Source organism: Streptomyces sp. NPDC048420 (assembly GCF_040651535.1).
Taxonomy (GTDB): Bacteria; Actinomycetota; Actinomycetes; order Streptomycetales; family Streptomycetaceae; genus Streptomyces.
The window spans coordinates 40,610-60,890 of record NZ_JBEZKG010000023.1 but is presented as its reverse complement, the minus strand read 5'-3'; the positions used below and the strand labels follow the sequence as shown (position 1 = coordinate 60,890).

Sequence of the window (20,281 nt, the reverse complement as noted above, 5' to 3'; positions counted from 1 at the left end):
GGTGGTGGCGCGTCCCTGATGCCGCCGTGGCCGTATCGCGCCAAGCTGTACGACGGCCAGGACCCGACCGACTTCCTCATGGGCATGCTCGTGCCTCCGGCCGACTACTGGCCGCGAGTACGCGAGGTCCTCGACCGCCACGGCATCCTGCACACCGTCGGCGCCGCCGGATACCTCACCAGCCGCAGCCCGGCAATTGCGTCCCCCGGCCCGGAGCGCAAGTCCAGCGCGGCCCGCCAGGTGTGATGCCTGAGGACCTCCGGTCCCACGAAGCAGTCGACCGTTTGCCGCTGCGCTCACCGAGGTGAAGGGGCGAGGAGCTCGCGAGTCCTGAGCGCCGCCTCGCCTGTGCGGTCTCGACAACCTGTGACGGCATGGTGTCGGCAAGGGGCTGTCCACGCGCTCGCATTGCTTCGCCGAGGAACGGGGAGCGCAAGGGGAGCGCGGACGCCTTTGGACCGTGTAACACGGGATGCGGACAGCCGGACCGCGGCATGGGCTCTGATCTGGGAAAACTGGATCTGGTACGACAGCATGGCACAGCCCGGCACGACCTCTGGCGGCCTCGTAATGCGTAGGTCTCGGGTTCGAATCCCGAAGGCGGCTCCATGGTCAACCCCAGGTCAGGCATCTGAACTGGGGTTTCTTGTTTCTGTCGACCTTGAGATCCGGGCTAATCGGACACCTGCGGCCTGTGCATCGCAATGCGTAGGTCTGAAGTTGACACTCGGTGGCCGCTGCGGAACATGGGGCTGCGACCTGGTCTTTTGATCTTTGCTGTAGATCCGCTTTGGCCCGGTCGGTTCGACGTGGTGGCCATTTGGTGGCCAGGCGTGCAGCGACCGTGCCGATGGCTCCCTGTTCAACCTTGCGGGTAGAGGTGTGCCAGCGCATAAGGTTTGTGCCATCCGGACAATCGCGTGATCAGTGTCGAATCGGAAGAAGGGAGCACCGACGGAAGTGCTCCTGTTGCACCGACGGAACGTGTCGTCATCCACCCCGGCCGCACGTAGCTTTCTGCTGGTGCCCGACCACGCCGTGCCCTCGGTCACAGGAGCGTTGCCAGGCACCTCGATACGGCCGGGCGAGTCCTTTCGGCGGTCCGCGGCGCGCCACCTGCGGCGTGGCTGCGGCTGCCCGCACGGCGGATCGCCCCCGTCACGGGACGGCTTCCCGCCCCCGAGGAGCGTTGGTGCGTGGAGTACTTCGTGCTGGCGGCTCCTGTGGCGGGCGTCTGGCCCTGCGACGCCCGCGCTCTGCTGCCGCCGGGGGCGCTGTGGTGGACGACGGGCGAACTGCGGGAGGCGGGCGGGCAAGTGGAACCGCACGTGCTGCCCGACCTCATCGACGGTTAGCGGGAGGGATGGCTGCCCGACGGGTTGGTCTCACTCGAGTTGGGATAGGAGAAGTACAGTCTCCATGCACGCCATCGAGATTGTCCTGACTCGCGCCGTGGGCGCGTTCGAGGATGGTGTCCCGCCGAGTGGTGTAACAGCGATCTCCGCATAGCCCCTGGTCATGGCGCGGCCATCGCGTAACTCTCCGAGTAGAGATGCTCGTTGAAGTGAGAGGTGGCGCGATGGGCTTGTCCCAGCATGACTTAGGGGTCCTTGCACTATGCCCGTCCGGGTCGGCCGCTCATAGTGCAAGGACCTCTTACTCCGCCTGGTGGAGTCACTGCGTACAGCGATGCGGCGCCGGCGTTCCAGCGGGCTGGGGCGTCACGACCGCCGTCCTCATCGAGATGCACGACGAATGGATCGCCTTCCCCTGCCGCTACCTCCACGAAGACAGCATGGACAAGATCTATCCCCCGGAAGATCAACCCGGCACGGCTACACCACTACAAACCCGGCACGGCTACACCACTACAAGCGGCATGACCGCAACCAGTCCTAGGCACCGGCGCCGGACAGCAACCGGTCCAGCCGTCGGCGCCCGCCGCAGGGGCGATCTCCGGGGCGTGGCCCCCTTTCGGCAGCGCGGATCTCAGGTCCGAGTGCTCATCTCGGCGCCTGAGAGCTCGTCGGCCCTGGGAGCGGGGACCGACACTGTGCTGTCGAGGATCATGTCCAGGATCTGACGGACCTCGCGGCCGGGGCCGACCGCGAGCCCCTCCCCCAGCCGGCGGACGAGACGCGCGTACACCGCGTGGGCGTCATGAGTGCGGCCCTCGTCGTGCAGCGCCGACATCAGAAGGGCGACTCCGCGTTCCCGGAGCGGATGCTCCCCGACGTGCCGTAGCAGGTGCGGGATCACTCTGCTGCCGTGACCGGTCGCGATCGACAGGGCGAAGTATTCCTCGGCCGCGATCGCCCGCTGCTCCTCCAGCACCGCCGCATGCGAGGCGAAGCTCGGCACGTCGAGTCCGTCGTACACGCCACCGCGCCACAACGCCAGCGCGCGTTCGTACAGGCCGCGGCTTGACTCCGGCCGGCCGAGCGCCTTCGCCGACTCCGCCTCGGCGCAGAGCCGGGAGAACACGACGTGGTCGATCCGTTCGGCCTCAATGCCGAACACGTAACCGTCGCGAACCCGATCGAGACGCACATCTCCGGCGCACGAGGACGCGATCGCGCGCCGAATGGAGCCGAGGCAGTTCATCACCTGCTCACGTGCGGTCCGCGGGGGGCCGTCGCCCCACATCGCGTCGATGAGCGTATTCGTGGAAATGAACGCGTTCGGTCGCGTCAGCAGAGCGGAAAGAATGACCCACTCTCGCCTGCGATTAACACCGATACTGGACCCGAGTGGCTCGGCGTAGGGCTGCCCGAGAATCCCGAAATCGGGCATCGGCCATCCTTTCGACAGGGAGCGGAGCCAAAAGGCGCGCCGAATATCGATAAAAGCCACGCGTCCGCGCCTTCGAAAGCATATGCGGCACAGGGTTCATCGTTGCGCCCGAGTATGACTCTTTGGCACTCTTTGGGACTTTCTTGACACCCGCCCCCCAGTGATGGCCTGGCGATGGGGCGGCGATGGAGCGAGCTGCCATCTTCGTGCGCATCGGCTCACCGGCAGGGAGAAGGACCCCCCCTATGGATCAGATGGTTCTCAAAGCACAGCAATGGGTCAATGCAACATACACAGGTGTATCCGGGTACAACCCGTGCACCGAGAACGGAATGACGGGCTGGGAGACGATCTACTGCCTCACACGGGCGCTCCAGCACGAGCTCGGCATCACCACACTGTCCGACAACTTCGGTCCGACGACGTGGGCGGACCTGAAGGCCTACGGCCCGGTCGGGCGGGACTCCGACAACATCAACATGCGGACCATCGCGGAGGCGGCCCTCTACTGCAAAGGCTACAGCGGCGGCGACATCGACGGTGGCTTCAACGTGGACACCGGCGCCGGCCTGACCGCGCTGGTGGCCGACATGGGCCTGCCGGGCCCGGAGGCGCCCGACTCCCAGATCTACAACGTGGAGCCGAAGGTCTTCAAGGCGCTGCTGACCATGGACGCGTACGTGCTCACGTCCGGCGGCTCCAGCATGATCCAGACGTGCCAACGGTGGCTCAACGACGCGTACTACGGGAAGGGCCAGTTCTTCATCGGGCCGTGCGACGGTCACTTCTCCCGCAATGTGCAACAGACCCTGGTCCTGGCCATCCAGTACCAGATGGGCCTGACGGACAGCCAGGTGACGGGCTCCATCGGCCCGACCACCGAGGGGGCGCTCAAGACGACCGCGTACGTGTCCAACGGCTCGCAGGACCCGGGGGACGCCGGATGGGTCCGGTTGTTCCAGTGTGCCGTCGCGTTCAACAACTACGACAACCACTGGGGGGACGGCGGCGGGACGTTCACCTCCGATCTGGCCTTCACGGTGACGCGCTTCCAGCAGTTCTGTTCGCTCGACGCCACCGGCGCCGCCGATTACGAGACCTGGATGTCACTGCTGGTCTCGACCGGGGACCCGGACCGCAAGGGCACCGCCTTCGACTGCATGTATCCGCTCAACGCGACGACGATCCAGACGGTGAAGGACAACGGGTACTCCACCGTCGGCCGCTATCTCATAGGCGGCACGAACAAGGTTCTGACCAACTCCGAGATCGCGCTCATTTTCGACAACGGCCTCTCCCTCTTCCCGATCTATCAGGACGAGGGAAACGCGCTCAGCGACTTCAGTAACCCGCAAGGTGTGGCAGCCGGAAATGACGCGGCAGAAGCAGCGATCTCCTTCGGCATCCCGTACGGCACCGTCATCTATTTCTCGGTCGATTTCGACGCGACCGACGACGACATCACCAGCGCGATCATTCCGCACTTCCAAGGAGTCCGTGACGGAATAAGCGCGATGGGCAGCCAGTACGCGATCGGTGTGTACGGATGCCGCAACACCTGCATCCGGCTCGCGGCCGAGGGGCTCACCACCCGGAGCTTCGTCAGCGGCATGTCGACCGGCTACAGCGGCAATCTCGGTTACCCGCTCCCCGACAACTGGGCCTTCGACCAGATCAAGGACTTCACGCTGGCCTCCGGCACCAGCGGCGCGGTGGAGATCGACAACGACATCGCCTCGGGCAGGGATCCGGGCATCAACAGCGTGACCCGGCCGCGTGATCCCAACGACGCCTTCTACACCTATCTGATCTGGCTGGAGGCCAGAGCCGGCCAGTGGATCGACCAAGGGCACACCGACCGGTCCGCACCCGAACTGGTCGCCCAGTACCTCCGGGCGCGCGACGGGCTCTACAAGTTCACGGGTTCCGACACGGTCTTCGGTTCGCTCGACCAGGATTTCATCGACTTCGTGAACACCTATCCCGACGAACCGTTCGCAGCCCCGTTGCGCGACCCCGACCTGCTGTGGGACTCCGACATCGATCATTTCGGCGCGTCTTTCGGCGCTGTGCTCACCACCGGTCTCCCGGGCGATCTCACCACGGCCAACCTGGCGGACTTCGGCAGCTGGGGCGGCGATCTCGTCAGTGTGTTGGGACAGTTCCACCAGAGTGGGCTGTCCGACGACCAGGCGTACGACTTCGCCGCACAGAAGATCGCCGGCAAGGGCGACGACACGAACTTCTCGCTCGGCGACTTTCTCGCCGACATCGACGCATGGGTCCTGGGCAACGTCACCCGGCAAGGCTCCAGTCAAGCTCTGTCGACGGGTATCAAAGCGAACTACGCTTCGCCGGCCACGTCTTCCGCACGGCGCCAGGCGTTCTACGCGCTCCGGTTCGGCAGTTCTACCGACACCCTGGCCGCGGCTCTGGTGAACGCCATGATCGGCGGCGACTCCGCGGCGGAAATGGTCGGCATTCGAGCCGCCTTCTGGCTCGAGAACTTCGGATCGGCGAGTTGCCCGTCCCCTGAGTTCATGTCCAGCGACTCGGTGACCGGTGTGGGCAAGGCGTTCCGTGACGCCATCATCCAGTACTGCTCCTGACGAAGCGAGGACTTGACATGAACGACTCGAAGATCACCCGTCGGCAGGTGCTGGTCCTCGGAGGTCTCACCCTGGGCGTGGGCGCCGTCACCGTCACCGGCCTGAGCGGCCCGGCATGGGCCGACTCCGCCGCCGATGTGGTGCTGGTTCCGGTCGGCGCGAGCCCGGTGGCGGTCCTGCCGGGTGTCGGCGTCCAGCCGGCCGCGTTCCCGAGACAGCTGGCAGTGCAGGTAAAGCACGCGGGCGCGGACCTCCCGGCCGGAACCGAGGTGGCTCTCACCTACGATCCCCGGCTGTACTCCCCCTTGCCCGCGGCGGTGGCCACGGTCGGCGACCGCCTGCTGCGCACCACGAGCAGCATCACCACTGACCCCAAGACGGCGCTCGCGACCTGCACGGTGACCGTGGCCGAACCGGTCGCCGCGGGCAGTGATCCGGTGGTCGTCGTGGGCACCGCATACCCGGTGCTCTATCCGCGCGACCTGGTCGTCGGGCCCGCGGACGCGACCGCCGCCGTGGGCCGGAAGAACGTGAAGCCCAGCGGCCGACTCAGGCTGCGGCCCCGTCGGCCGGGCACGTTCGGCGGTGTCGCCACGCCCTGGGGACTGGAGGTCAGCGGTGTGTGGAGCCGTTACGAATGGGCGAACGGCAAGCGCTGGTACTACTTTCCCGTGCAGATCACCTTGCAGAGCGTCGGACCGGGCCCGGTCCCCGCGGTCGCGGCCTTCTCCATCTCACTGGATCCTCAGGTCGTGCGGGACGTCAGCGTCACCACCGCCCGGCTCAATCACAAGACACATGACGCGGGCGTACGGCTCCTGTCGCAGACACGGACCGCGTCGCTGCTCGAGACCCGTTGGAGTACGCGGATGAAACTCAAGTCCGGTGACCGGCTCGACCTCGGCGTGGAGGTCAGGACTCGGAAGCCCACGGGGGATCTGCCGACGATCAAACACCCCTCGGTGGGGTTGATCGATATGGGCAACCACGTCACCCAACGACAGACTGGCCAGACCTCGATGTCGCGTACCGATGCGGTGTGGGAATGATCAGTGATTATGCCTGGATCCTGCCTGCGGTGATCGCCGCCGGCTGGATCCTGTCGTGGTGGGGAGCGCGGTGGATCCGGTGGAGCCTGCTGGTCACCGGCGTTGTCGTGTCCGTGCTCGTCTTCGTCACGGGGTTCCACTTGTCGTCGCCGCCCCTCAGCCCGGACAGCGGCTGCACCCGCGAACAGGTGCAGTGCATGGATGGGCGTCCGATTCCCTGGCTGGAGGCCGGGCTGTTCGGCTTCGCATGCTGCGTGCTGTTGCTGATCGTCACGACCGTGGCCGAAATCGTCATCCGGCTCGAAAACCGGTCCTCGGTGGAATTACCACACTGATCCCGTTGCGCTCCAGCAAGGATTCAGCACTTCCCGCTGGAGCGCCCGGAGATCAACCGTCGGCGGGTGCCAATGCTCCCTGGTCATCAAACGCCGTCACAGCGCGGCAGGCGGGAAACCACTGGAGTGGTCGCAGGAGGTTCGGCCTCGCGGTAGTGGGCGGCCTCGTGTTCGGCGGGGGTGATGTGGCCGGAGTATGCCGTGGAGGCGGCGCCGGTGGGCCTTGGCACCCAGGGGCAGTTTCGCCGGCAAGGGGGAGGGGGCGGTTGCTGACCAGGTGGTGATAGTGGTCGAGGTGACGTCGTACGAGACTGACACTGACAAGCGGGACCGGGAGGACAAGCCGCGTGCGTATGCGGAGACCGGCATCCCGGTGTACTTGCTGATCGACCGGGACTCCTGTGAAACGCTGGTGTGCAGCGAGCCTGATGATGGCGCGCACAGCAACATCGCCCGGCGCTCCTTCCGTAAGATAGTCGCACTGCCTGCTCCGGTGGGGATCACTCTGGACACCGAGCCGTTGAAGGACTGGGTACGCTGACATGGCGGTGCGGACTTCGTAGGAAGAGCTGGCTCTTGGTTTTGGGGCGCTTGAGCTGATGGCGCGGACTGCCGGGTGCTTGTCGGGAAGCAATAACCCCTGGAAATCATCGTCCGGTCCTTGCGGGAGCCGGTTCGGTGGCCGCTTGGTGGCCGGACGCCTTTGGACGGCGCAGCATGAGGAATCACGGCCTGACCGGCCGCATGTGCTCGATCAGGCACAACGTCATCCGGCAGCATGACGCGTCACACGGCAGCATGATCGCTCACGATCTCGTAATGCGTAGGTCTCGGGTTCGAATCCCGAAGGCGGCTCCATCTCTGACCAGCGGTTTCCTCCGGGGAGCCGCTGTTCTGTTTCCGGCCTGGTTGCAGCGCTAGTTGCCATTGCTACGAACGCCGGTACAAAGTTCATCCCCACAGCGTGTCTCCCATCCGCTTCGCCGCGTCGTTCGCGAGGACCGAGGCGACGTGCGTGTACCTCGTCATCATCCGCATGGAGCTGTGGCCGAGGAGCTCCATCACGACGCGCGGCGAAACCCCCGACTCGATCAGCAGCGTGCCCGCGGTATGCCGGTTGTCGTGCACCCGCGCATCCCGGAGGCCCGCAGCCGTGAGAATGTCCTTGAACTCCTCCCAGTCCATCCGCGGATCGATCGGCTTCCCGTTGGGCTGGCAGAACACGAGGTCGTTCTCCTCCCACAACTCGCCGGCCGCCAGGCGCTCGCGCACCTGGTCCTTCCGGTGCGCCTTCAGGAGCGGGACCAGCGGCGGCGGGATGGGCGCCAACCTCTTGTTCTTCCCCTTCGGTTCGCGGAAGACCAGGCCCCCGCCCGCACGCTCCGGGCACGTCTTGGCGTGGTCCTTGCAGTCCTTCGGGCACGGCTTCGGGCATCCGCGCTTGTAGTTCTTGTGGGTGGTGCAGTTCTTCCGGCACGCCTTCCGGTGATGCTTCGTCCCGCAGGCGTGCGGATCCTCGCACCCGTGTTGCCACGTGAGGCGCTGTAGCTGCCACCAGATCTTCATGACCCCGGTGTCCAAGTCGACGTACTTCCAGCGCAGTCCGAGGGCCTCGCCCTGACGGAGACCTTCGGCGAGGGCGACGGACCAGCGGGCGCCGTTACGCCGGTCGGAGGCCTCGGCGAGCAGGGCGCGCGCCTCGGCCTGGTTGAACGGCTCGATCTCCCCCTCGGCCGCGGACGGCGGCTCGACCATCAAGGCGACGTTGCGGGAGACGATCTCCCGCTGCCACGCCACCTTCAGTGCACGGGAGATGATCCGGTGCGTCTTCAGCACCGTGCCCGACGACAACTCCCGCTTGATCATGCTGAGGTACAGGGCGTCAAGGTGGGACGCCTCAAGCTTGTCGACGCGGTGCTTGCCGATCCCCGGGAACAGGTACAGGCGGCACTTCGACCGGTAGTCGTCCAGGGTCCGCGGGCTCATCGTCCCGTCGGCCACCTTGCGGGCGCAGGCCGTGTCCATCCATGTGGTGAGCCACTGCTCGATGGTCGGTGGGCGGCCGGCCTTCTTCGTCTTGCCCGCGTCGCGCTCGCGCTCCAGCTGGCGCACCTTCGCGCGTACGACCGTCTCGTCCGAGCCCATGCGATGACGACGGTCGGGGGCCCCGTTCGGCTTGACGCCGACGGTGACCCACCCATGTCACTTCCCGTCCGACTCCGAGAAGTAGACGCTGCTCTCCCCGTTGCTGCGGCGGCCGCTCATCCCGCACGTCCTACGCGGCCAGGCGGCAGGAAGCCACGCTCTCGAGACCGCGCGATCCAGCGTCGGACCGTAGCGACCGGGGCCCCGGTCTGCTCGGCAATCTCTGGCGCAGGTGGTTGTCCCTCGTCAACAAGCCAGCGGTACATAGCGGCCAGTTCGCGGAGGAACTCGTCCGAGATCCTGCGCCCCGGGTGATTCAGTCGAGCCGGCGCGGCGGCCTTCCGTCGCGAGCGCATCCCGTGGACGACCATGCCGTCCCGTAGCTGGACGAGGTGCGTCGGCTGCCACGGCTCGCCGCTGTCGTCGACGAAATAGCTGTCCATGTTGTCGAGCGCTGGGCCGCCGCCGAACTCGGCGGGGTCAAGCTCCAGGGCGCGCCGGTAATTCTTCTCGTTGGCGTGCTGCTCGATGTGCTCGAACGGCACGAACCGCCAGACGTGCACGCTGATCGGCTTCTCGCTCGCCATGGCCGCGTAGTGCACGTTCAATCGCGACGGTCCTTCATCGGAGTCGCGTAGGCGCAGGTAGACCGTGGTGTCTTCGTCGGTTCCCCGCGCGCGGATCCATCCGCCGGGGCGGTAGATCACATCCCCCGTCGCCGTCGGCACCATCCTGTCATCGAGGAGCAGGACAGCGGTCGCGCCACCGGGGATGTCCACTACCACTTCGGTGTCGTCAACAACGGACTCATCGGCTCCCAGGCGCAGATGCAGGACTGGCTCACCAAGAGCCTCGACACTCTCGCCCGCACCAACCGGCTCCCGCGCGCCCTGAGGGGAGCCGCCTGATGCCGCTCATTGGGAGGCTGAGCTCCACATGTCTGGGGCTCGGCCGCCGCGTTCGCTGGGCTGTCCGGCCTGCTTGTCCCGGACGGCCTGGCCCCTGCGCTCCAACTCGCGGAGAGCGCGCCCTGCCTGGTTGGTGGAGGTGTCGAGTTCGGCGGCGACAGCGGCCCGCGTGAGGGGCTGGTCGGCGTCGACGAGGAGGCGTTGAGTCTGGGCGCGCACGGTGTCGTAGGTCGTGAAGGCCATGCCCCAGATGATGAGCCATCGGCTGGCGCAAGTGGACCCGCCCGCCCCCTGAAGCCTGGGGTGCGGGGACGGGCGGGCGTTCAACCGGTCTGCCTCATACGGGGAGCGCGCTGCGACAAGGAGTGCAGGGCTCGGGCATCCGGACAGTACAGCGCCGGGGCACAGCGGGCGCAGGCGCCGACGTGGACGTCGTACACGCGGCCGGCTTCACGGCGGGTGCAGGAGAGACAGGCGCGCGGCTCCCACCGTTCGAGGATGCCGTCGCGCGCGCTGAGCCGCGGACCGAGGTCGACGGACGCCGGACCGCTGCACCAGACACAGCGACGGCCCTCGGTCTGCGCCTCGGTGCGGGTGGAGATCCGGGGCACGGCCAACATCTGGTGCGCGTCGACGAAGCCAGGGTGCACAGGGGCGCTCACGGACGATCGGCCAGGGGGACCAGGTCGTACACGTCGCGGCAGGTCGGGCATGCGAAGCAGTTCCCGCACCCGTTGCTGCCCTGCTCAACGACCTGGATGAGGCGCACGCCCCGCGCGTAGTTCTGATGCCACGCACACCAGCCGTAGCCGGTGGGGCTGTTCGCGGGGGGGGGGCTGCGTATTCTCCGGCATGTCGACTCCAACCAGTCGTCCACGCCCGGGGCCGTTCGCGCGGCCGCCGGGGTTGAAAGATCTGGCCAGCCTCTTGTGACAGATGGTGTCGGCTCGATACCCCACCGGCAATCTCACCGTGAGATGACTTTCCATCCCGAACGGGGATACCGGGGGCCTGCGCTATGCCGACCGCACTGGAGCCGATCGAACTGCCCGGCTGGGCATGGGAGCGCGCCGAGGTCCGGCAGGCCCTGAGAGCGCGGGACATGGGCGCCGTGTTCCGGCACGTGCAGCAGTACGCCGGCGCGAGCCAGGCCCGTATCGCGACGGCGGCCGGGATGACTCAGGCCCGGGTGAACGAGATCATCAACGGCCGCCGCGAGGTATCCCGCCTCGACGTGTACGAGCGGATCGCGGACGGGCTCCACATGCCGGACGACGCTCGCCACCTCCTCGGCCTGGCGGCGAGCCGCGAGAAGCGGGCGGGCGGTGCCGCGTTCGACCTTGCCGCGTTCCCCGAGGTGGTCCGCGTGTACGCGGCGCAGAACGGGGCGGCCGAGGAGATCCAGCAGAAGGCCCGCGAGGCGCAGGAGTTGGACGTCCTCGCGGTCCGCGGCCTCGGTCTGATCGGCCTCAACGACAGCCTCCTACGCGCCTGCCTGCCGCGCGAACAGGGCGGCAAGGGTCTCCGGGTCCGGGTCGCCCTCCTCGACCCCGACAGCGACGCCCTGGCGCAGCGCGCGGCCGAGATCGGCGAGTCTGCGGAGTCCCTCAGCGGTGGCGTGCGCCTTGCCGAGGCGAGGCTGCGGGAGCTGGCCGACTCGTGCGACATCGGGGTGTGGCGCTACCGGATGCTGCCGACCTGGCGGATCATCCGCACGGACTCGACGATGTTCGTCGGCGCCTTTGACTCGGGGTGGGAAGGGCACGAGTCGGCCACGTACAAGGTGATGGCGACCCCGCACGGGCCGCTGTACCGCGGGTTTCGCAGGATGTTCGAGGCGGTCATCGACGGCGCTCAGCGCACGGTCTGAGGAGAGGGGAACGGTTCGTGATCGAGGCGGAGTTGAAGGCGCGCGTGCACGCACCGGAGGCGGTGATGCGGCAGCTGGACAAGCTGGCGACCGCACGCGTCGAGGTCTACCAGGACGCCTACTACGACAGGGCGGACGGGTCGCTTGAGAGAGCGGACCAGGAGCTGCGGGTGCGTACGGTGCATGGGCCCGATGGGCGGCGGACCGTGCTCACCTTCAAGGCGGCGGCGGTTGATGAGGCGTCGGGGTCGAAGCCGGAGCATGAGACGCGGGTCGAGGACTCGGAGGCTGCGCACGCCATCTTGCAGGGCCTCGGGTATGTGCCGGTCATTGCCTTCCAGAAGCGGTGTCGGAACTACGAGTTTGAGGCGTACGGCCGGCAGATGCTGGCCACGCTGGTAAAGGTGCCGGAGATCGAGGGGACGTTCCTGGAAGTCGAGACCCTCGTAGACGAGGACGAGGTGCCCGCGGCCCTCGACGACATCCGTGCCGTGCTCGCCGAGTTGGGGATCGGGGCGGCGGATCTGACGCGGGAGACGTACACGGGCGCGGTGGCGGCGCAACGCGACTGACGGTCAGGGCGTGGCGTTGATCAGGTCCTGGGTGACGTCTTCGATGGCCTGGTTCAGTTCGTCCTCGGGGAGGCTGCCGCAGTGCTTGTAGCCCTCGGTGGCGTCGATGCCGCCGCCGGTGCTGAGGAGTTCGTCTTTGATCCAGGCTCGGCACTCGGGGCTGACGTCCGCGATGGCGGTGTCGGTGGCGGAGGGTAGCGCGCTGTTGAGGGCGTCACTGACATGGTCGGCCATGAGCTCGCCTGAGTACTTCTGGATGGTCTTGGTGTCGACGCCGTCGCACTGGGATGGGCGGGTGCCGGGGGTGGCTGTGGCGCCGGAGTCGATGGCGGTCTGGAGCTGCTTGCGCATGGCGCTCTTGCAGGCGGCCGGGTCGGCCTTGGCGTCGCTCCCGCCGCTGCATGCGGTGAGCGTGGCGGTGAGGGCGAGGAGGGCGGCGCAGGCGACGGTGCGGGTGTTCATGGTTCCCCCGGGGCTCTTGGATGCTGAGGGGGCATCATGCGCTGCGTGGAGCCGCTGCGGGGGCGCTGTGGCCGTGTTGTGACGCTGGGCCCGCCGCCTGGCGTTGCGCATCCCGCGGGGCCCGTGTTCCCCGACGCCAGGCGGCGGACGGCTGACACGGCGAAGCCCCCGGCCGGTGAAGGGGCGCGGGGGCTTCGTCGTGCGTCTGTGGTGCCGCTTGAGGGCACAGTTGTTCACCGAAATCGTGACACGCGCCTGACCTGCGGTCAAGCAGCGTCGCGTGTGGCCCTCTTGACGACGAGCGCGGTGACGTCTTGGACGTCGTACCAGGGCTGTCGGGGGCTGCCTCCTGAGCGCTGGAGTTGGCCGCGGCGGACGAGTTGGCGGACGCCGTCGAGGCCGATGCCGAGTTGCTGTGCGGTCTGGTGGGCGGTGAGATGGCCGGGCCGGATGATGAGCGACTCCATGGGCCCATGATGCGGCAGTGGTGTCGGCAGCGTGGCACGCCGGATGGAGTACTGCCGGTCGCCGCCCTGAGGCCCGGAACCTAGCGTCGTGACGAATGCCCCATGAGCGTGGAAGGAGCGCTGTCACATGCCCATCCTTGGATATCACTACGGCCCTGACTGGAATCAGGAGCTCTACCAGGCGACCATCGACCGGGTCATCCCGGATCCCAACGACCTGCCGAGCGGGTTGATCGCCCACTACGCAGCACCCGGGGACGGAGGCGGCTGGCAGGTTGTCGACGTCTGGGAGTCCGCGGAGCAGCACGACCGCTTCATCCGGGAGCGGGTCATGCCTGCTGCCCAGGAACTCAATGCGCCCCCCTTCGAGACCAAGGTGACCGAGCTCTACAACTCGCTGGTCGCTTGAGGCGCGCTGGCGTCCCCGGCATGCGAAGGCCCCGTCCTCGACGAGCGAGGCGGGGGCCGTGGCGTGTAGGGAGGGAGGCGGTCGAGGGGAGGCCAACACCCCGTTTGCGGCGCTCCTGATCGGAGTCGCAAGCTGCCTCCCTTGCCTCCCTGACTGGCCATTTATGCAGGTCATGTACAGGGAGGCGGGGTTGGGAGGCGGTAGGGAGAACTCCCTCAGTCTTCGCTGCCTCCCTCGTCGTCGAGGTCGTCCTCCGCGCGGGCCGCGAGGGCGTCGAGGATGCGGTCCAGGGCGACGTGTTGGCGGCCGCCGGTCTTGTACTCGCCGTGCCCGGCCTCGTCGAGGACGCGCCGCAAGTCGCGGAACGTCCACGCGCCGTACTCGGCCGGGTTGAGGTCCTGAAGACCGCTCAGCACGTGCTGCGTGAGCATCTTCGGCTCGTGTCCGAGGACGGTGGCGATGTCGGTGAGCGGGTCGGCCGGCGTGAAGGTAGGTGCCTCCCACATGCCGTCCTCGTTCTTGTACGCCTTCATGGCCCGCTGCGTGGCCGGAGAGGAGTTCGGCGATGTAGGCGATGACGGACTTCGGGTCGTCCGCTTCAGCGACGAGGCTGACCATCAGGCTGTGGAAGGCGTCCAGCTCGGGGCTGCCGAGGCCGACGGCGTTGGCCTCGGCGTGGTTCTGCTCCAGTTGGAGAATGATCCGGGCAGCGTCCGTCTCCGATTGCTCGTCGCGGGCCGAGCCTTTCGCGGTGTCGTGGGCGAGCCGTGAGGTGAGAGGGATGAGGTACTCACCGGCTGTGGAGTTCGTGTCCATGATGCTCATGGGGCCTGCTCCTTCGTGGAGTTGAACTGGCCTTTCTGGTCGGCTTAGTTGCGCTGATGGGAGTGGTCGAGGCGTGTTGTCCTCGTTCGGGTGGTGTCGCCTCGGACGCTGGCCGGTGTCTGGCAGGGGGCGCGTAAAGTGCGCCCCTTCTTCCATGGCTGACGCTGCATCGCATTCGCCAACAACTTCCCACGGGTTCAACACGACCCATCGGGCGAGGCGTTCCAGGTCGAGCGCAGCCACGTCAGGTCGGCTTCGGCCTGGCGGCGGGCGGTCCGCTCGCGGGTGAACAACTCCTCGGGCTTGGTCATCACGAGGGTGTACGGGCCATAGCCCAAGCAGCTCACCGCCCTGGCCTGCAACGTCACCCGGATCTCCGACTGGATATCCAATACCCCCCCAGAACCCGCCGCCGCACCACCCGCTTCCACGCGCTGTGCGCAGCCACCGCACAACCAAGACAAGATCACCGCCAGAGTCACGGGGTTGCACCTGGCGGGACGCTTTCCCAGTGCCGTGTCAGTGCGTCGGCGAGTTCCCGCGGCTGTTGGAGATGCGGCCAGTGACCGCTGTCCAGCAGGACAAGGTTCGTGGCCTTAACGTTCTTTGCGAAACTCTCGGCGAGCTCCACCGGCTGGTACTGGTCCTCTCGGCCCCAGAACACGAGGGACGGGCTGTCCTTCATCGTGGCGTCCATCCGGCTCACGAGCTCATCGGCGCGATGGGCGGGCACGCCGTCGCCCTTGATCTGCTCGCTGAACGCCGGCAGGTCGAGTTCGGCCATCCACCGCTCTCCGACCCCGTGGGTCTGCCAGATCTTCGAGAGGGGACTCCACTCGAGCGCAGCGCTCACCGCCACGTCTCCGCCGGCCCAGGTCCTCACCAGATCGGGCCGCAGCGAAGCGACGGGCGCGGTGAAGGCGCTGCCCCAGTCATGGCCCACGAGGTCGACCGGGCTGCCGATCTCCTCCAGCCGGGCGATGATCCAGTCGACGTACTCCTCCTTGGTGGCGGTGAAGCCCTCCGGCACGGGGCTTTCGAAACCGGGCAGCGCGAGTGCGACGACATCGGTCCGGGTCAGGTGGTCGAAGACGTCGTCCCAGACGTGGTAGGTGTCCGGAATGCCATGAACGAATACGGCAGGCACAGGATCTCTCCAGTCGACTGATGGTTTTTGTGGGTTGCTGTGGTTCGGGCTTGGCGCCGTTAACTCAGAACGGCGAGCCGCGCAGGCTCGTCGAGTGCCGGCTCGCCGGTGGCGACAGCGGTCCGGCAGGGAAGTCGGGAGTGCCGTGTCGCGGGGCGCCGGCGGCCCTCACTCTGTCCGCGGCCTACTTCGCCAGCTGGGAGTACAGCCCCGCCAGGTCGCCGGCCAGGAGCGTCTTGACCTGCCGCGTGATGTCGTCGCCGAGCACCTCGTACGCTCCCGTCTCGACGCCGTCGAGGGCGAGTGCGGTGATGGTGCGTGGGTCGGACTTGGGCGCGTCTCGGCCGGCCGCCAGGTCCGTGTTGACGTATCCCGCGTGCAGTCCGGTGACGGAAGTGCATGGTGAGGATGTGGCCGCCGCCGTTGCGTTCGATGATCGGCGCGAAGGCGCGGGTGAGCAGCAGCGGGCCGTAGAAGTTGGTCTCGAAATCACGGCGTACGTCCTCGACCGGGGAGTCCAGGAGGGATGCGCCGAAGAAGGTGGTCTCCCGGCGTACGTCGTCGGCCGGAGAGTCGGTGACCTCCGGGGCCACCGGGACGGCGTCGGGATGGGTCACGGTGCGCGGGTCGCGGGCGGTGGTGTAGACCTTGCCGGGCCCCCCGGAGACAGAGCTCCTCCATGAAGGCCTTGCCTATGCCGCGGCTGCCGCCGGTGACGGAGACGCTCGCGCCCTTCAGCGCGGTCATGACTGCCTCCACAGAACATCAACAGTTCGTTCATTGAACTTAGCCACGCGTGCCACCGCAGCAGAGTGAGTTCGGTCATTGAACCTGTTTCGGACAGTTGAGTACAGTGGATGCCATGGCCCTGGGCAAGGACTACGCGACACAGGAATGCTCGATCGCCGCCGCACTGGAGATCGTCGGCGAACGCTGGACCCTGCTCCTCGTCCGCGACGCCCTCTATGGCATCCGGCGCTACAACGACTTCCTCGTCCACCTAGGAATCCCGCGCGCGGTCCTCGCCGCCCGTCTCCAGATGCTGACCGCGGAGGGGATCCTCGAGAAGCGCCGGTACCAGGAGTCGCCGCCACGCGACGAGTACGTCCTCACCGACCGCGGCATCGCCCTGTGGCCGACCCTGCGCACCCTCGACCTCTGGGGCCGCGGGCACGCCGGCGCGACCGCGCTGCGCGTCTTCCGGCACGCCGAGTGCGGCACCGAACTCGGCTTCTACGGCGACTGTCCCAAGTGTGCGACCGTCGTACCGGTCGAGGATGTCCTCATGGTCCCGGGTCCAGGACTGGACCCCGACCCCGCGGCCCTGGTCAGCCGGGCCCTGCTCCGGCCGAAGAGGCTCTTGGAGCCCGTCGTGGTCGATCAGGTGTGAGCGGAGGAGGGCTCACAGGCGGAAGACGGAGAGAGGGGGAGTGGCCGTGATCCGCAGGTGGACCGCATCTGTACCTCGTTCTCGCTGGTAGCCGAGGCTGCGCCGCTCCCACCGTCGTTCTGGGACTGCATGCCTGGCGGGCCGTTTGCATGAGACGCAAACGGGTTTGCAGGCCGAGACAGCGCACCCCCCATCCTCGGGCAGGCAGCGCCGACTGTGGGCGCGGGCGGTCCGGAGGAGGGCCGATCCGGCAAATCGGGAGGTCCTGGGGCACCCCACAGAATCCATCCGCTCCACGACGCGCGCTGCCGACACACGTCTGAGCCCCGCCTATTACGTCCGGACCGAAGGCCACGGCCCCTACGTCATCGGATTGCCGGAGGAGTGCACCAGCGTCTTCGACACCAAAGTCATAGAGGGCGTCGCGGACGACGAGCAGGGTCCAGCGTTCGCCGACGATCTCCAGCGCGCCGGCGATCGAGCATTCCTGCGTCGCGTAGACCTTGCCCAGGGCCAGGACCTCCGCTGTACTCAACTGTCCGAAAAAGGTCCAATGACCGAACTCACTATGCTGCGGTGGCACGCGTGGCTAAGTTCAATGAGTGAACTATCGGCGGGGCAAGGGCGGAGGTGGCCCCCGGTGCCCGCGCCGCGCCCCCGCACCACCCTCGCCCTCACCAGCGCCGCCACCGTCGTAACCCCGCCTGCAGGGGGGCATTGAATAAGCTCAGATATAATAAATGCATCTATCCAAGAGAGGTTCCGTGGACAAGCCCGCTGAGATGTTCGACCGGCACTTCGAATGGGCCGAGCTGACCCGGTTCGCCGCCTTGCCCGGCCCTCGGGCCACGCTCGGCGTGGTCTCCGGCCGCCGCCGCCAGGGAAAGACCTTCCTGCTCGACGCGGTCGCCAGGGCCGGCGGCGGCTTCATGTTCACCGCCACCGAGACCACCGAGGCGGACGCCCTGCGCCAGTTCGGTGAGGCGCTGGCCCGGTATCGGAGCCAGCCCACCCCGTTCCGCTTCGCGCACTGGGACGAGGCGGTCACCGAACTCATGCGCATTGCCGACGACGGCGAGCCCACCGTGGCGGTCATCGACGAGTTCCCCTTCCTAGCCAAGGCATCTCCGTCCCTGCCCTCGATCATCCAGCGCGCGCTCGACCCCGCGGCCCAGCACACCAACACTCCCGTGCGCCTGCTGCTGTGCGGTTCCGCACTGTCCTTCATGGGCAGGCTGCTGTCCGGGAATGCTCCGCTGCGCGGCCGTGCCGGCCTCGAACTGGTCGTTCCCACCCTGGACTTCCGCCTCGCGGCGGACTTCTGGCAGATCACCGACCCGCGTACCGCGCTGTTGACCAACGCCATCGTCGGCGGCACACCTGCCTACCGCCGTGAGTTCACCCAAGGGGACACTCCGGCCGGGCCGGACGACTTCGACGCCTGGGTGACCCGTGCCGTGCTCAACCCGGCACGCCCGCTCTTCAGGGAGGCCCGGTACCTGCTCGCCGAAGAGCCCGAACTCCACGACACCGCCCTGTACCACTCCGTACTGGCGGCCATCGCCGCGGGCAACGCCGCTCGTGGCGGCATCGCCGACTACCTCGGCCGGAAGTCCACCGACCTCGCCCATCCGCTCAGCGTCCTCCAGGACGTCGGCATGATCACACACGAGGCGGACGCCTTCCGCCGCAACCGCTCCGCCTACCGCATCGCCGAGCCGCTCGTCACCTTCTACCACGCGGTCATGCGTCCGGCATGGGGCGACCTGGAACGCCCCGGGCGAGCGCCCGCTGTATGGCAGCGCGCCCAGTCCACCTTCCGCAGCAAGGTCGTCGGCCCGCACTTCGAGCAGATCTGCCGGGAGTGGGCCCGTTGGCACGCGGTGTCCGAGACTCACGGCGGGCAGGTCACGCGGGTCGCCAGCGGCACCGTCAACGATCCGGCCGCGAGGACCAGCCACGAAGTCGACGTGGCCGTCCATGGCGAGACCGGCGACGGCCGCGAGGCGCTGCTCGCCATCGGCGAGGCGAAGTGGAACGACGTGATGGGCGTCGGGCACCTGGAACGCCTCCGGCACGTCCGCGCTCTGCTCACCGCACGTGGCACCGCGACCGAGGCAACCCGGCTGCATTGCTTCAGTGGCGCGGGCTTCACCGACGAACTGCACCACCTCGCCAAGAACGACCCCACCATCCAGCTGGTCGACCTGACCCGCCTTTACCACGGCGAGTGACTGGTGATCCGCGGTCGCGGCCCCGCGAGCCCAGGGCCGGGATGCTGACCGCCAGGTGGAGTAAGGATCACGGGGAAACTTCACGACACCTGGCAGATCTCGCCGGATCAGATCAGTCTTGCCGGTCCTTACTGGTCGTCGCTGCTGAGTAGCGCGCTGGAGTACTTCCAGGATGCCCTCGGGCTCCCCGCTGCGACCCGTTTGCGGGCTGAACCGCACGCGATGCGGGGATGGGTGACAGAGGGTCGGCTGACGGCGCCGCGAAACGGGTGACTGCGGCTTCCGGCTCTGCGGCTTTGTCGCGCGGTACGCGCCCCGCTGGCATGCGCGGCTGCGGTCACTGCGGCGGCCGTTGAGTCGCTGCCCGCGTGCTTGAACGTGTTGGGTGGGGGCTTCTTGGGCTATGCGGTGGATGGCCGACTGCGTGTCGGAGCAACCCTTGTGCGCGAACCTGGTGAGCTGCTGTGGCTGAGCCGCTCCTTGGACATCCGGTGGCGTCCCGCCAGGTGGTGTAGCGGATCAAGGCGCCGGAATCCGCAGGTCATCGCCGCATCGGTGCGGTTCGGGGCCGCGCATGGCGCTGACGGCAGGTCAGCCGCTGCGCGACCCGGGAGCCATGTCCCATGGCGTGGCCGACGCGCGGTTACCGGAACTCGTCGAGCAAGGTCGCTTACACCACGAAGAGGGACACGACCGGACATCCCCGCTCGGAGTGATCCAGGCCGACCGCGGCCGCGCGGTCCGCACGGGTTGTCGGATGCGGTTCACGCGGCTGGACAGCGTCGATTATCGGCGCGGGCGCGCGGGTGTCTCGCTCAAATCGTCCAGGCGGCAGCTCGCACCAGTCCCGTCCGTTTGGCCCACCCTTCCTGTGCCGGAATGGCCGGTGGCGTATCAGAGTGTGCCGGTCCGAAGAGCCGGGCATGACGGAGGCCTTGATGAGAAGGAGCGGAAAGGGGCGGTTCGTCGCGACCGTCACCGGGGCGTTCCCGGCTCCACTGGCCCACTCGACCTCGCGCCTGACCTCCTCGGCCGTGGCGAGGATTCACTCGGGCGACGCCGCCCG

22 protein-coding genes and 2 pseudogenes are annotated in these 20,281 nt (G+C 67.6%); 12 read left to right on the top strand and 12 right to left on the bottom strand.

Features of this window, described 5'->3' with window-relative positions; genetic code table 11:
- Positions 1 to 18: 18 nt before the first annotated feature.
- Complete coding sequence (locus AB0D34_RS35670) at positions 19 to 246, top strand: hypothetical protein (protein WP_328976073.1); 228 nt, start codon at positions 19 to 21, stop codon at positions 244 to 246.
- Positions 247 to 1,196: 950 nt separating this feature from the next.
- The gene (locus AB0D34_RS35665; protein WP_362669369.1) at positions 1,197 to 1,355 is read left to right on the top strand and encodes a hypothetical protein; all 159 of its coding nucleotides are present in this window, start codon (positions 1,197 to 1,199) and stop codon (positions 1,353 to 1,355) included.
- A gap of 634 nt (positions 1,356 to 1,989) precedes the next feature.
- On the opposite strand, the gene AB0D34_RS35660 is transcribed toward AB0D34_RS35665, so the two are convergent.
- Positions 1,990 to 2,793: an AfsR/SARP family transcriptional regulator gene (locus tag AB0D34_RS35660; protein WP_362669367.1), complete on the bottom strand. Its 804-nt coding sequence runs from the start codon at positions 2,791 to 2,793 to the stop codon at positions 1,990 to 1,992.
- 332 nt (positions 2,794 to 3,125) lie between these two features.
- Here AB0D34_RS35660 and AB0D34_RS35655 point away from each other — a divergent pair, with 332 nt between their 5' ends.
- The 4 genes from AB0D34_RS35655 to AB0D34_RS35640 all read left to right on the top strand — a co-directional run bounded on the left by AB0D34_RS35655 (position 3,126) and on the right by AB0D34_RS35640 (position 7,327).
- Complete coding sequence (locus tag AB0D34_RS35655) at positions 3,126 to 5,402, top strand: glycoside hydrolase domain-containing protein (protein ID WP_362669366.1); 2,277 nt, start codon at positions 3,126 to 3,128, stop codon at positions 5,400 to 5,402.
- A 17-nt stretch (positions 5,403 to 5,419) separates the two neighbouring features.
- Positions 5,420 to 6,451 carry a hypothetical protein gene (locus tag AB0D34_RS35650; protein WP_362669364.1) on the top strand — a complete coding sequence of 344 codons (1,032 nt, stop codon included), beginning with the start codon at positions 5,420 to 5,422 and terminating at the stop codon, positions 6,449 to 6,451.
- Positions 6,442 to 6,786 (top strand): hypothetical protein, encoded by a 345-nt coding sequence (locus AB0D34_RS35645; protein WP_355746556.1) that lies wholly within the window; start codon positions 6,442 to 6,444, stop codon positions 6,784 to 6,786. Before AB0D34_RS35650 ends, AB0D34_RS35645 begins: the two co-directional genes overlap by 10 nt.
- Positions 6,787 to 6,982: 196 nt before the next feature.
- Positions 6,983 to 7,327 carry a Uma2 family endonuclease gene (locus AB0D34_RS35640; RefSeq protein ID WP_362669362.1) on the top strand — a complete coding sequence of 115 codons (345 nt, stop codon included), beginning with the start codon at positions 6,983 to 6,985 and terminating at the stop codon, positions 7,325 to 7,327.
- A 410-nt stretch (positions 7,328 to 7,737) separates the two neighbouring features.
- Here the strand turns inward: AB0D34_RS35640 and AB0D34_RS35635 are convergent, their stop codons facing one another.
- From AB0D34_RS35635 to AB0D34_RS35620, 4 genes are all read right to left on the bottom strand, one after another.
- Complete coding sequence (locus AB0D34_RS35635) at positions 7,738 to 8,931, bottom strand: tyrosine-type recombinase/integrase (RefSeq protein WP_362669360.1); 1,194 nt, start codon at positions 8,929 to 8,931, stop codon at positions 7,738 to 7,740.
- Positions 8,932 to 9,047: 116 nt separating this feature from the next.
- A complete protein-coding gene (locus AB0D34_RS35630) occupies positions 9,048 to 9,710 on the bottom strand; it encodes a helix-turn-helix domain-containing protein (RefSeq protein WP_362669358.1) in 663 nt (220 codons plus the stop codon).
- A gap of 135 nt (positions 9,711 to 9,845) precedes the next feature.
- The gene (locus AB0D34_RS35625) at positions 9,846 to 10,082 is read right to left on the bottom strand and encodes a hypothetical protein (RefSeq protein ID WP_362669355.1); all 237 of its coding nucleotides are present in this window, start codon (positions 10,080 to 10,082) and stop codon (positions 9,846 to 9,848) included.
- A gap of 80 nt (positions 10,083 to 10,162) precedes the next feature.
- On the bottom strand, positions 10,163 to 10,501 hold the full coding sequence (locus AB0D34_RS35620; RefSeq protein ID WP_362669353.1) for a hypothetical protein: 339 nt from the start codon (positions 10,499 to 10,501) through the stop codon (positions 10,163 to 10,165).
- Between the two features lie 356 nt (positions 10,502 to 10,857).
- Here AB0D34_RS35620 and AB0D34_RS35615 point away from each other — a divergent pair, with 356 nt between their 5' ends.
- Both AB0D34_RS35615 and cyaB read left to right on the top strand, forming a co-directional pair.
- The gene (locus AB0D34_RS35615) at positions 10,858 to 11,709 is read left to right on the top strand and encodes a helix-turn-helix transcriptional regulator (RefSeq protein ID WP_362669351.1); all 852 of its coding nucleotides are present in this window, start codon (positions 10,858 to 10,860) and stop codon (positions 11,707 to 11,709) included.
- Between the two features lie 17 nt (positions 11,710 to 11,726).
- Positions 11,727 to 12,281, top strand: coding sequence for a class IV adenylate cyclase (cyaB, locus tag AB0D34_RS35610; protein WP_362669349.1), 555 nt, complete (start codon positions 11,727 to 11,729; stop codon positions 12,279 to 12,281).
- A 3-nt stretch (positions 12,282 to 12,284) separates the two neighbouring features.
- On the opposite strand, the gene AB0D34_RS35605 is transcribed toward cyaB, so the two are convergent.
- Entirely contained in the window at positions 12,285 to 12,743 is a 459-nt protein-coding gene (locus tag AB0D34_RS35605; protein WP_362669346.1) for a hypothetical protein, read from the bottom strand.
- Between the two features lie 266 nt (positions 12,744 to 13,009).
- Complete coding sequence (locus AB0D34_RS35600) at positions 13,010 to 13,210, bottom strand: hypothetical protein (protein WP_362669344.1); 201 nt, start codon at positions 13,208 to 13,210, stop codon at positions 13,010 to 13,012.
- Positions 13,211 to 13,337: 127 nt separating this feature from the next.
- Here AB0D34_RS35600 and AB0D34_RS35595 point away from each other — a divergent pair, with 127 nt between their 5' ends.
- Positions 13,338 to 13,619 (top strand): hypothetical protein, encoded by a 282-nt coding sequence (locus AB0D34_RS35595; RefSeq protein WP_362669342.1) that lies wholly within the window; start codon positions 13,338 to 13,340, stop codon positions 13,617 to 13,619.
- 215 nt (positions 13,620 to 13,834) lie between these two features.
- Here AB0D34_RS35595 and AB0D34_RS35590 read toward each other — a convergent pair whose 3' ends face one another.
- Positions 13,835 to 14,152 carry a hypothetical protein gene (locus AB0D34_RS35590; protein WP_362669339.1) on the bottom strand — a complete coding sequence of 106 codons (318 nt, stop codon included), beginning with the start codon at positions 14,150 to 14,152 and terminating at the stop codon, positions 13,835 to 13,837.
- A 10-nt stretch (positions 14,153 to 14,162) separates the two neighbouring features.
- Between AB0D34_RS35590 and AB0D34_RS35585 the strand changes: the two genes are divergently transcribed.
- Positions 14,163 to 14,390: a hypothetical protein gene (locus AB0D34_RS35585; protein ID WP_362669338.1), complete on the top strand. Its 228-nt coding sequence runs from the start codon at positions 14,163 to 14,165 to the stop codon at positions 14,388 to 14,390.
- Between the two features lie 251 nt (positions 14,391 to 14,641).
- Here AB0D34_RS35585 and AB0D34_RS35580 read toward each other — a convergent pair whose 3' ends face one another.
- From AB0D34_RS35580 to AB0D34_RS35570, 3 genes and pseudogenes are all read right to left on the bottom strand, one after another.
- Positions 14,642 to 14,926, bottom strand: coding sequence for a hypothetical protein (locus AB0D34_RS35580; RefSeq protein WP_362669336.1), 285 nt, complete (start codon positions 14,924 to 14,926; stop codon positions 14,642 to 14,644).
- Positions 14,923 to 15,591, bottom strand: coding sequence for an alpha/beta hydrolase (locus AB0D34_RS35575; protein ID WP_362669334.1), 669 nt, complete (start codon positions 15,589 to 15,591; stop codon positions 14,923 to 14,925). Before AB0D34_RS35575 ends, AB0D34_RS35580 begins: the two co-directional genes overlap by 4 nt.
- A gap of 184 nt (positions 15,592 to 15,775) precedes the next feature.
- Positions 15,776 to 16,338: pseudogene (locus AB0D34_RS35570) on the bottom strand (short-chain dehydrogenase).
- 115 nt (positions 16,339 to 16,453) lie between these two features.
- On the opposite strand from AB0D34_RS35570, the gene AB0D34_RS35565 reads away from it, so the two are divergent.
- Positions 16,454 to 16,981 carry a helix-turn-helix domain-containing protein gene (locus AB0D34_RS35565; RefSeq protein WP_362669332.1) on the top strand — a complete coding sequence of 176 codons (528 nt, stop codon included), beginning with the start codon at positions 16,454 to 16,456 and terminating at the stop codon, positions 16,979 to 16,981.
- Between the two features lie 412 nt (positions 16,982 to 17,393).
- Here the strand turns inward: AB0D34_RS35565 and AB0D34_RS35560 are convergent.
- Positions 17,394 to 17,498 (bottom strand): annotated as a pseudogene (locus AB0D34_RS35560) (transcriptional regulator); the annotation flags it as partial.
- A 265-nt stretch (positions 17,499 to 17,763) separates the two neighbouring features.
- On the opposite strand from AB0D34_RS35560, the gene AB0D34_RS35555 reads away from it, so the two are divergent.
- The gene (locus tag AB0D34_RS35555) at positions 17,764 to 19,215 is read left to right on the top strand and encodes an ATP-binding protein (RefSeq protein WP_362669528.1); all 1,452 of its coding nucleotides are present in this window, start codon (positions 17,764 to 17,766) and stop codon (positions 19,213 to 19,215) included.
- Positions 19,216 to 20,281 lie beyond the last annotated feature (1,066 nt).